Origin of the sequence: Pseudomonas avellanae BPIC 631, assembly GCF_000444135.1 — a bacterium.
In the GTDB taxonomy this organism is placed as follows: domain Bacteria; phylum Pseudomonadota; class Gammaproteobacteria; order Pseudomonadales; family Pseudomonadaceae; genus Aquipseudomonas; species Aquipseudomonas avellanae.
Map to the genome: position 1 here is coordinate 1 of NZ_ATDK01000396.1, position 9,921 is coordinate 9,921.

Annotated in this window: 9 protein-coding genes; 6 read left to right on the forward strand and 3 right to left on the reverse strand. The window is 60.3% G+C overall.

Annotated features, from left to right (window positions below; translation table 11 throughout):
* Window positions 1-68 precede the first annotated feature (68 nt).
* Both DW49_RS01000000128785 and DW49_RS1000000134380 read left to right on the forward strand, forming a co-directional pair.
* Window positions 69-1,364 carry a HAMP domain-containing methyl-accepting chemotaxis protein gene (locus DW49_RS01000000128785; RefSeq protein ID WP_370464030.1) on the forward strand — a complete coding sequence of 432 codons (1,296 nt, stop codon included), beginning with the start codon at window positions 69-71 and terminating at the stop codon, window positions 1,362-1,364.
* A complete protein-coding gene (locus tag DW49_RS1000000134380; protein ID WP_370464029.1) occupies window positions 1,253-1,957 on the forward strand; it encodes a methyl-accepting chemotaxis protein in 705 nt (234 codons plus the stop codon). Before DW49_RS01000000128785 ends, DW49_RS1000000134380 begins: the two co-directional genes overlap by 112 nt.
* Window positions 1,958-2,033: 76 nt before the next feature.
* Here DW49_RS1000000134380 and DW49_RS0122830 read toward each other — a convergent pair whose 3' ends face one another.
* Window positions 2,034-2,939 (reverse strand): LysR family transcriptional regulator, encoded by a 906-nt coding sequence (locus DW49_RS0122830; protein ID WP_005617775.1) that lies wholly within the window; start codon window positions 2,937-2,939, stop codon window positions 2,034-2,036.
* A gap of 103 nt (window positions 2,940-3,042) precedes the next feature.
* Between DW49_RS0122830 and DW49_RS0122835 the strand changes: the two genes are divergently transcribed.
* Window positions 3,043-4,245, forward strand: a complete 1,203-nt coding sequence (locus tag DW49_RS0122835; protein ID WP_005617776.1) for an aspartate aminotransferase family protein — start codon at window positions 3,043-3,045, stop codon at window positions 4,243-4,245.
* Between the two features lie 123 nt (window positions 4,246-4,368).
* On the forward strand, window positions 4,369-4,902 hold the full coding sequence (locus DW49_RS0122840; RefSeq protein WP_005617777.1) for a DUF4174 domain-containing protein: 534 nt from the start codon (window positions 4,369-4,371) through the stop codon (window positions 4,900-4,902).
* 54 nt (window positions 4,903-4,956) lie between these two features.
* Here the strand turns inward: DW49_RS0122840 and DW49_RS0122845 are convergent, their stop codons facing one another.
* Window positions 4,957-5,397, reverse strand: coding sequence for a CBS domain-containing protein (locus DW49_RS0122845; RefSeq protein ID WP_005617778.1), 441 nt, complete (start codon window positions 5,395-5,397; stop codon window positions 4,957-4,959).
* A gap of 224 nt (window positions 5,398-5,621) precedes the next feature.
* Between DW49_RS0122845 and DW49_RS0122850 the strand changes: the two genes are divergently transcribed.
* A complete protein-coding gene (locus DW49_RS0122850) occupies window positions 5,622-7,985 on the forward strand; it encodes a DNA polymerase II (RefSeq protein ID WP_024420950.1) in 2,364 nt (787 codons plus the stop codon).
* Here DW49_RS0122850 and DW49_RS0122855 read toward each other — a convergent pair.
* On the reverse strand, window positions 7,982-8,827 hold the full coding sequence (locus DW49_RS0122855) for an NAD-dependent protein deacetylase (RefSeq protein ID WP_024420951.1): 846 nt from the start codon (window positions 8,825-8,827) through the stop codon (window positions 7,982-7,984). The two genes, DW49_RS0122850 and DW49_RS0122855, sit on opposite strands and share 4 nt — an antisense overlap.
* Window positions 8,828-8,995: 168 nt before the next feature.
* On the opposite strand from DW49_RS0122855, the gene DW49_RS0122860 reads away from it, so the two are divergent.
* A complete protein-coding gene (locus tag DW49_RS0122860) occupies window positions 8,996-9,838 on the forward strand; it encodes a PhzF family phenazine biosynthesis protein (RefSeq protein ID WP_005617782.1) in 843 nt (280 codons plus the stop codon).
* Window positions 9,839-9,921: the final 83 nt, after the last annotated feature.

The window sequence follows — 9,921 nt, forward strand, 5'->3', positions numbered from 1 at the left end:
TTTTCGAAATAAGTTACCCATAACCTGCAAGCTAAGCTATTGATAAGATTTGAATTTTCCGTTAGTTGGTGGCTGATTTTTTCGAAAACAGTACACTAGCGCTTGGGTTTGCTCTGGTCATCGTGCTGACGGTGCTGATTGCGCTGACCGGCTGGACCGGTATCACTTCGCTGAGCGAACGAAGCGAAAGGATTGCCGACATTGGCAAGATGAGCACCCTGACGCGTGATGTTCGCATCGCACGTCTGGCGTACTGGATTAACTATGATGCCGAACGTGCCAGCGATTGGCTGAAGGCCCTTGAACGCCTCGAAGCCCACGTCAAGTATGCGCAAGAGGTATTCAACTCTCCGCTGAACACACCATTGGTGAACGCTGCCGCCGAAGCGCTGGTTGAATACCGGGTTCACTATGACAACCTCATGCGCGCAACAGCCGCCCGCGAGGCAACCCGTGCAACGTTCGGCCAGTACGCCGATGCCGGAGCTGAGGACTTGCAGAAGCTGAACGCCTTTGCCAGGTCGGACGAGGGCAGCGCGTCACAGCGCGACGCGATTGTTCAGGCAATGACACTGTTTCAGAAAATGCGTTTCGATCTGCGTGGTTATACCTATTCTTTGAAGACCGAGAACAGGGCGCCCGCAGAAGCTTCCATGAACGCAGTCATTAACTTTGTCAAAGGTCTGCAAGGGTTCGACAGTCAGTCTGCAACGATCAAACACCTCGTGGATTCCATGGTCAGTTACCAGAACACCATGAATCAATTCACCGCCGCACAGGCATCCATCGATCAGGCTCAGGCGGGTATCACCAAAGTTATCGGGGTTCTTTTCAAATCGGCCGACCAATTGTCTGCCAACCAGCTCAGTCTGCGCATAGAAGACGTTGATCAGGCCCGGACGCTGCTCTCGCTATGGCTGGTTGCGGCGCTGATTATGAGTGTCCTGGCTGCGTGGGTGATAACCCGCCTGATCGTAGGTCCGTTGCTCGAAACACTGAAACTGGCCGAACGCGTGGCTGATGGTGATCTGACCCACAACCAGGCGGTTACCCGCAAGGATGAGCTTGGACGCTTGCAAGGCAGCATGCTGCGCATGACCACCAACCTGCGCGAGTTGATTGGCGGGCTGCGTGACGGCGTGACGCAAATTGCCAGCGCTGCCGAGCAGTTGTCGGCAGTGACCGAGCAGACCAGCGCCGGTGTCAACAGCCAGAAAAGCGAGACGGATCAGGTGGCGACCGCCTGCATGAGATGTCGGCAACCGTTCAGGAAGTCGCGAGAAACGCCGAGCAGGCATCCCACGCGGCGGTCAACGCCTCGAAAGAGGCGCGTGAAGGCGACGGCGTCGTTTCCAGGGCGGTGACGCAGATCGAGAAGCTTGCCACTGAAGTGAAGAACTCCAAATCCGCCATGGACGAGCTCAAAAGCGAAAGCAACAAGATCGGTGGCGTACTCGACGTCATCAAGGCGGTTGCCGAGCAGACCAACCTGTTGGCGCTCAACGCTGCGATCGAAGCTGCACGCGCCGGGGAAGCCGGGCGAGGTTTCGCGGTGGTTGCTGACGAAGTGCGAAGCCTGGCGCAGCGCACCCAGACATCGACAGAAGAGATTGCTGCACTGATCACTGGACTGCACAGCCGCACCACGCAGGTGGCGACGATCCTCGACAACAGCCAGGCGCTGACCGCCAACAGCGTCGAACTGACGCGTAATGCGGGTGTCTCCATCGGTAACATCACCCAGGCGATCTCGACCATCGAGACGATGAATCACCAGATCGCTGCGGCGGCTGAAGAGCAAAGCGCAGTTGCCGAAGAGATCAACCGCAGTGTGCTGAATGTTCGGGATATTTCCGAGCAGACGGCGTCGGCCAGTGAGCAAACCGCCGCATCGAGCGTTGAACTCGCCCGCCTGGGTGTTCATTTGCAGAGTATGGTCAGCCGCTTCAAGGTCTGAGTATTTGGCGCGAAAAATCCGGTGCAGGCACAACGTCTCGCACCGGATGCAACTTTACGCCACACCCTGCCAGCACCTATCGCCCCCATAGCGCCGTCGCAAACTCCACAAAGCTTCTCAGTTTGGGCAGCCGGTAACGGTCTTGCACATACAACAGGTTCATCGGCCGTCTGGGCAGGTGATAGTCCGGCAACAGCGCTACCAGTCGGCCCTCCTGCAAGTCACGCTGGACCAGCGCATCCGGCAGCATTACCACACCCATCCCGGCGCGCGCCGCCTGATAAAGACCGGCTGATGTGTTGGCCACCATCGAGCCGTCCACGTCCACCAGAACCTCGCCTTCGGGCCCGGTCATGCGCCATTGCGTGCCGGCTGTGCGCCACTCATCGCCGGCCGGGTAGGCGAACGCCAGGCAATTGTGCGCTCGAAGGTCTTCGGGCCGGGTGGGCGCGCTGTGCCGAGCGAGATAGTCGGGCGCAGCGCAGATGGTCAGGGTGTAGTCCTGCAACGGGCGGGCAATCAAGGGCGATGATTGCGCGAGGTTGCCCAGGCGAATGGCGACGTCAAAACCGTTGTCGATCATGTCGAGGCGCTGGTTGGTCAGCACCAGGTCGAGTTTGACGTCGGGAAAGCGCTGCGAGAACCCGACCAGGGCAGGGGCCAGTAGCTCCGAACCGAAGGTCAGCGGCGCAGTGATGCGCAATGTACCGGTCGGTTCGCCCTGCGCCTGCTCGGCCAGTTGTTCGGATTGTGCCACCAGCCCCAACACTTCCAGGCAACGCTGGTAATACGCAGTGCCGAATTCGGTCAGCCGCTGGCGGCGAGTGGTGCGCTGTAAAAGACTGACGCCCAGACGCTGCTCCAGCGCACGCAAGTGATTGCCGACCATCGTTGTGGAAATCGAGCACGCCTGCGCCGCTGCCGTCAGGCTGCCGGTTTCGACAACTTTTACATACACGCGCATCGCCAGAAACAAATCCATTATCAATCTCAGCTTTAAAATGATTGAAGTATTTCGCTGTTTATCCAGAACAGGTGGTTAACGATACTGCATAAACCGACACCTACCCAAGGAGCTTCACGCCATGACCACCGCCTGCCTGATGAGCACTTATCAACCTCTGGCCCTGAGTTTCACCCGTGGCCTGGGCACGCGCCTGTGGGACCAGAGCGGTCGTGAATACCTGGACGCAGTGGCAGGCGTGGCGGTGACCAATGTCGGGCATTCCCACCCTTTGCTGGTGGATGCCATTCGTGATCAGGCGGGTTTGCTGTTGCACACCTCCAATTTGTACAGCATTGACTGGCAGCAACGGCTGGCGCAAAAGCTCACGGGGCTGGCAGGGATGGACCGGGTGTTTTTCAACAATTCCGGTGCCGAGGCCAACGAAACCGCACTCAAACTGGCGCGCCTGCATGGCTGGCACAAGTACATCGAGCAGCCCTTGGTGGTGGTCATGGAAAACGCCTTTCACGGGCGCACGCTGGGTACGCTGGCCGCCAGCGACGGGCCGGCGGTGCGCCTGAGTTACAGCGAGTTGCCGGGTGATTACATCAAGGTGCCGTTCGGTGATCTGCCCGCGTTCGACAAGGTCTGTGTAACCCACGGCCACCGGATTGCTGCCGTGCTGGTCGAACCGATTCAGGGCGAGGGCGGCGCTCGGGTCGCGCCGGCTGGTTATCTCAAGGCGTTGAGAGAACGTTGCACGCGGCGTGACTGGCTGCTGATGCTCGACGAGATTCAGACTGGCATGGGCCGTACCGGCAAGTGGTTTGCCTTTCAGCATGAAGGCATCGTGCCAGACGTCATGACCCTCGCCAAAGGGCTGGGCAACGGCGTACCGATCGGTGCCTGTCTGGCGCGAGGCAAAGCCGCGGAGTTGTTCACGCCTGGCAGTCATGGCAGCACGTTTGGCGGCAACCCGCTGGCGTGCCGGGTCGGTTGCACGGTCATCGAGATCATCGAACAACAGGCGCTGGTAGAAAACGCCCGGGTTCAAGGGCAGCACCTGCTCGGGCGCTTGCAGGACGTGCTGGGCGGCCATCCGCAGGTCATGCAGGTACGCGGCAGGGGGCTGATGATCGGTATCGAACTGCGCGAGGCCATTCCCGAGCTGACCCGGATCGCAGCCGAGCAACATGGCTTGTTGATCAACGTCACGCGGGGCAAAATCATTCGTCTTCTGCCGCCCCTGTTGCTGGAGGCTGCGGAGGTGGAGCAGATTGTTCAGGGCCTGGCGGCAAGCCTCGACAGCGCCTGCTACCGCTCGCTTGAGCGCTCTGCCTGAGCAATGGATTACGGAAAAGGACTACAGCGGGCTGTACCGGGATGACCCATATGCGGTAGAACAGACCAGCATCGCGTCTGTCTGCGCGCGATGGCTACCCAATGGATTTGAAAGGAGCCCACCATGTTAATCCGGTCCCTGACCCTTGCCAGCCTGCTCGTCGCTGCCGGTACAGCGTTTGCCGCTGACAGCGACAACCCTCTGGCGCAGGAGCGCGGCAAGTCGCGCCCTCTGATCATCATCGCGCCGAGCACAATCGACCCCACGCTGGTCAGCCTCAAGAAGGCGCTGGACGAGCCAGCCAACCGCGAAGCCTTTGCGCAACGCAACATGGTCTTGTTCACAGTGGTCAACACGATTGGCGAACGCAACGGCAAGACCCTCGACGCACAGTCGACCATGGCCTTGATTCGTGAGCTGAAGCTGGGTGCGGGCGCCCAGACCAAGGTGATTCTGGTGGGCAAGGATGGCGAGAAAAAGATCGAGAAGTCTGGCGCGATAGACCCCAAGGAGATTTTCGCCACCATCGACCAGATGCCGATGCGTGAAAAAGAGGCGGCCGCGCCAGCGCCCGAGCCGGAAGCCAAGCCTGCACCGGCTGAAAAGCAGGGCAAGCCAGCGAAAGGCGCTGCGCCCGGCAAGACGCTGGACGACTGAAAGATCACGTTGCGCGCGGGTCACCGCGCGTCGCGTACGTATAACGTGTTCTGATTACTCGCCGCGAATGTATTGTTCAAGCTGCTGAATGAGGCTGGCCTGCTCGGCGATGGCTTCCTTCACAAGGTCGCCGATGGACAGCAGCCCCAACAGCTGACCATCTTCGACAACCGGCAAATGGCGTAAATGGCTGTCGGTCATGATGCCCATGCAGGTTTCCACGGTCTGTTGCGAGTTGACGGTAATGACTTTGCTGCTCATGATCTCGCTGACCGGCGTACCCACCGACGAACGCCCCTTGAGCACCACCTTGCGTGCATAGTCGCGCTCGCTGACTACACCGACCACCGTGCCGTTTTCCACCACTGGCAGCGCCCCGATATTTTTGTCCGCCATCAGCCTGAGTGCATCGAGCACCATCTGATTCGGGCCAATGGTATGCACGTGCTGGTTGTGCAGGTCTTTCAATTTCAGCAGTTGGGCGACGGTTTTCATGGAGCTCTCCGTGATCAGGACCTGAATAACTGTAGTGCATGTGCGGGACCGCTACAGAATCATGCAGCCGGTGAAATCCATCAAGCGTTAAATAAGGATGAAGGGCATAGACGCAATCAATGGTCAGCGCCCTGTCAATGTGCTCTCAATTCGATCGCCAACCGCGCCTTTACGCCAATAGCCACGTAGAATCAGCGTGTTCAATCACGGTCGAGGTTGCAGCGTTGGAGTTACAGCAGGGCTTTATCCTGAGTCGGCATTGGCAAGACACGCCCGCCGGGACCGAAGTCGACTTCTGGTTGGCCACTGATCACGGCCCTCGCCACATTCGCCTGCCTTGCCAGCCCTCTGTCGCTTTTATTCCTGCCGAACAGGGTGAGCGCGCGCGCTCGTTATTGCGTACCGAGCGTGGCGTTGAATTGCGCCCGCTGGAACTCTGCGATTTTCGCCACCGTCCGGTGCTGGGGGTGTATTGCCAGCAGCATCGACAACTGATGAACGTCGAAAAACTGCTGCGCAGAGGCAACGTGGACGTCTACGAAGCCGACATCCGCCCGCCCGAACGTTATCTGATGGAGCGTTTCATCACCGCACCCGTGCAGTTCGGCGGCACGCCCAATGCCGATGGCGTGCTCTGTGAAGCGCAGATAAGACCGGCAGCGGATTACCGGCCCAGGCTGAAACTGGTGTCGCTGGACATCGAAACCACGGCGCGGGGCGAGTTGTATTCCATTGCGCTGGAGGGCTGCGGCCAGCGCCAGGTGTACATGCTCGGCCCGGCCAATGGTGGCGACGAGGCGCTGGATTTTCAGCTCGATTATTGCGACACCCGCGCGCAGTTGCTCGAGCGTCTGAACGACTGGCTGGCGCTGCACGACCCCGACGCGATCATTGGCTGGAACGTGGTGCAGTTCGACCTGCGGGTCTTGCACGAACATGCCCAACGCTTGCAGGTGCCGCTGCGGCTCGGGCGTGGCGGGGAAGCGATGGGCTGGCGTGAGCACGGCAGTCGCAACAACCACTTTTTCGCCGAAGTCAGCGGGCGGCTGATCATTGACGGTATCGAGGCACTGCGCTCGGCGACCTGGAGCTTTCCCTCGTTCAGCCTTGAGAACGTCGCGCAAACCTTGCTGGGCGAAGGCAAGGCCATCGACACACCGTACCAGCGCATGGACGAAATCAACCGCATGTTCGCCGAGGACAAGCCTGCGCTGGCGCGTTACAACATCAAGGACTGCGAGCTGGTAACGCGCATCTTCGCCAAGACCCAGTTGCTGACCTTTCTGCTTGAGCGCGCCACTGTGACCGGTTTGCCTGCCGACCGCAGCGGTGGTTCTGTCGCCGCCTTCTGCCATTTGTATATTCCGTTGATGCACCGTCAGGGCTTCGTCGCGCCCAATCAGGGCGAACGCTTGCCGGAAGCCAGCCCCGGTGGCTTTGTGATGGATTCGCAGCCGGGGTTATATGAATCGGTGCTGGTGCTGGACTACAAAAGCCTTTATCCGGCAATCATCCGCACCTTTCTCATCGATCCGGTGGGCCTGATCGAAGGCATGCGCCATCCCGAGGACAGCGAATCGGTGCCCGGTTTTCGCGGCGCACGCTTTTCTCGTACGCGGCACAGCCTGCCAGCCATCGTCGAGCGTGTCTGGCAGGGCCGGGAGGCAGCCAAACGTGAGCACAACGCGCCGCTGTCCCAGGCCCTGAAAATCATCATGAACGCGTTTTATGGCGTGTTGGGGTCCAGCGGTTGCCGGTTTTTCGATCCACGGCTGGCTTCGTCCATCACCCTGCGCGGGCATGAAATCATGCTCAAGACCCGCGACCTTATTCAGGCGCAGGGCTACACCGTGATTTACGGCGACACTGACTCGACCTTCGTCTGGCTGGGCCGCCCGCATGGGCAGGAAGAGGCGGCAGGCATCGGCAAAGCGCTGGTGGAGCAGGTCAATCAGTGGTGGCGCGAGCACTTACAGAGCGAATATGGCCTGCAGAGTGCGCTTGAACTGCAGTACGAAACACATTTTCGACGTTTTCTGATGCCGACCGTGCGCGGCGCGGAAGAGGGCAGCAAGAAGCGCTACGCCGGGCTGGTCACACGGCCCGACGGTTCTGAAGAGATGATCTACAAAGGTCTTGAAACGGTGCGCACCGACTGGTCGCCACTGGCCCAGCGGTTTCAGCAGGAATTATACCTGCGCATTTTCAAGCGCCAGCCGTATCAGGATTATGTGCGTGATTACGTGCAGCGCACCCTGTCAGGCGAGCTGGATGATCTGCTGATCTACCGTAAGCGCCTGCGACGCAAGCTGGATGACTACCAGCGCAACGTGCCGCCGCATGTGCGTGCTGCGCGTCTTGCCGACGAGTACAACGACCAGCAGGGCCGACCCCGGCAGTATCAGAGCGGCGGCTGGATTAGCTACGTGATGACTACCGTGGGGCCGGAACCGCTGGAAATTCGCCACGCGCCGATTGACTACGACCATTACGTGACGCGACAACTGCAACCGCTGGCCGATGCCATCCTGCCTTTTGTGGACGATGATTTCAGCACGCTGATCGGTGGTCAGCTCGGGCTTTTCTAGCGGGTAATCAGTCGCTCGGCCAGCCAGGGCAACACCTGTTCGCATGGCGCTTTGATCTTCATTCGCAGCAATTCATCTGCGCGGGTCTTACCATGATTGATGGCGATGACAGGCTTGCCCTGTTCGGCCATCGCCTTGCACAGCCGGAACGCTGACCAGGCCATCAGCGAAGTGCCGACGACCAGCAAACCTTCGGCCTGCTCGACACTCAGCGTCGCCCTGGCTGCGGTGTGCGGGGCGACGTTTTCGCCAAAAAACACCACGTCCGGCTTGAGCCTGTCGCCCTGACAGTGCGGGCATTCAGGAACCTTGAAACCAGCTTCGTAGGCGGGGTCCAGCAGGGTGTCGCCATCGGGTGCCTGGGTCGCATGCACATCGGCCAGGTACAGATTGTGCGCCAGCATCTGCTCCTGAATGGCCGCGCGGTCGCTGCGCTGCTGACAATCCAGGCACAGCACGCGGTGCAGGCTGCCGTGCAGCTCGATAACGTCCTGGCTGCCGGCCTGGGTGTGCAGCGCATCGACATTCTGCGTGATCAACCCGGTAATAAGGTTTTCAGCCTGCAGCGCCGCCAGCGCCCGGTGTGCGGCGTTGGCTTGCGAGGCGCGGATACGCGGCCAGCCGAGCATGGCGCGTGCCCAATAACGCTGGCGGGCAGCGGGGTTGCCGACGAACTCCTGATACATCATGGGCTGTGTGCCACGTCGTACGCCGTCCTTGTCGCGATAGTCCGGGATGCCGGACGCGGTGCTGATGCCCGCGCCGGTGACCACCAGAAACGACTTTTCGGCCATTGTCCGGCGCAGGCCATCAAGCAGATCAAGAGTTGGGTTGTCGAGCATGTTTGGACCTCGGGCGGCGAGCGTGGAGATTGATGTCAAGCGTCGCAGATAGCTTCTCGGCAAGCCACAGCTGTGAGCCGTCGCGGCGAACGTTGGTTCAATATCCCGTTGTCCGGCTTGCCCCCGGCGTGGCAATCTCCGCTTTTTGCTTTTGGAAAGGAAGCCTTGATGCGTTCGTTTGATTTCAAGCAACTGGATGTCTTCAGCGATCAGCCGTTGCTCGGCAATCCGCTGGCCGTGGTGCTGGGTGCCGATGGCTTGACCGACGAGCAGATGGCAGCCTTCGCACGCTGGACCAACCTGAGTGAAACCACGTTTCTGCTAAAGCCGACAGACCCGCGAGCCGACTATCGGGTACGTATCTTTACCACCCTTGAAGAGCTACCGTTCGCGGGGCATCCCACCTTGGGCAGCTGCCATGCGTGGCTGGAAAGCGGCGGCGTGGCGCAGGGTGAGGAAATCATTCAGGAGTGCGGGATCGGTCTGGTACGCATTCGCCGCGAGGGCAGCGGGCTGGCATTTACCGCGCCACCGTTGTTGCGTTCGGGTGCGGTAGACCCTGAGCTCATCGAGCAGATCCGCCTCGGCATGAAGCTGGGCGCGGGTGAGATTCTGGATGCGCGCTGGGTCGATAACGGCCCGGGTTGGGTCGCGCTCAGGCTGGCCGATCGCGCCAGTGTTCTGAGGTTGCAGCCCGACTACGCGCAACTGAGCGGCCTGAAACTCGGCGTCGTTGCACCATGGGACCCAGCGGTGGACGGTGACGAGGCGCAGTTTGAAGTGCGCGCTTTTGTTCCGGGTGACGGCATGGCCGAAGACCCGGTGACAGGCAGCCTCAACGCCGGCATCGCCCGCTGGTTTCTGGAAGAAGGGCTGGCGCCGGAGCGTTACGTCGTCAGTCAGGGCACCGCGCTCGGGCGCAAGGGCCGTGTGTACATCCAGCGTTTGGGTGACGATATCTGGGTGGGCGGCTCGACCGTGACCTGTATTGAAGGGCGGGTTTCGCTCTAGGCTCTGTACGAAAAGTGGCTGCGCTCGGTGATGCTGCGTTAAAAACAGGCTCGGAATGCTCATTTACAACCCGTAGACTCCGC

Excerpts from the sequence above, each read along its gene's own strand:
- DW49_RS1000000134380 (WP_370464029.1), top strand. The coding sequence starts at position 1,253 with ATGTCGGCAACCGTTCAGGAAGTCGCGAGAAACGCCGAGCAGGCATCC.
- DW49_RS0122830 (WP_005617775.1), bottom strand. The coding sequence starts at position 2,939 with ATGGATTTGTTTCTGGCGATGCGCGTGTATGTAAAAGTTGTCGAAACC.
- DW49_RS0122835 (WP_005617776.1), top strand. The coding sequence starts at position 3,043 with ATGACCACCGCCTGCCTGATGAGCACTTATCAACCTCTGGCCCTGAGT.
- DW49_RS0122840 (WP_005617777.1), top strand. The coding sequence starts at position 4,369 with ATGTTAATCCGGTCCCTGACCCTTGCCAGCCTGCTCGTCGCTGCCGGT.
- DW49_RS0122845 (WP_005617778.1), bottom strand. The coding sequence starts at position 5,397 with ATGAAAACCGTCGCCCAACTGCTGAAATTGAAAGACCTGCACAACCAG.
- DW49_RS0122855 (WP_024420951.1), bottom strand. The coding sequence starts at position 8,827 with ATGCTCGACAACCCAACTCTTGATCTGCTTGATGGCCTGCGCCGGACA.
- DW49_RS0122860 (WP_005617782.1), top strand. The coding sequence starts at position 8,996 with ATGCGTTCGTTTGATTTCAAGCAACTGGATGTCTTCAGCGATCAGCCG.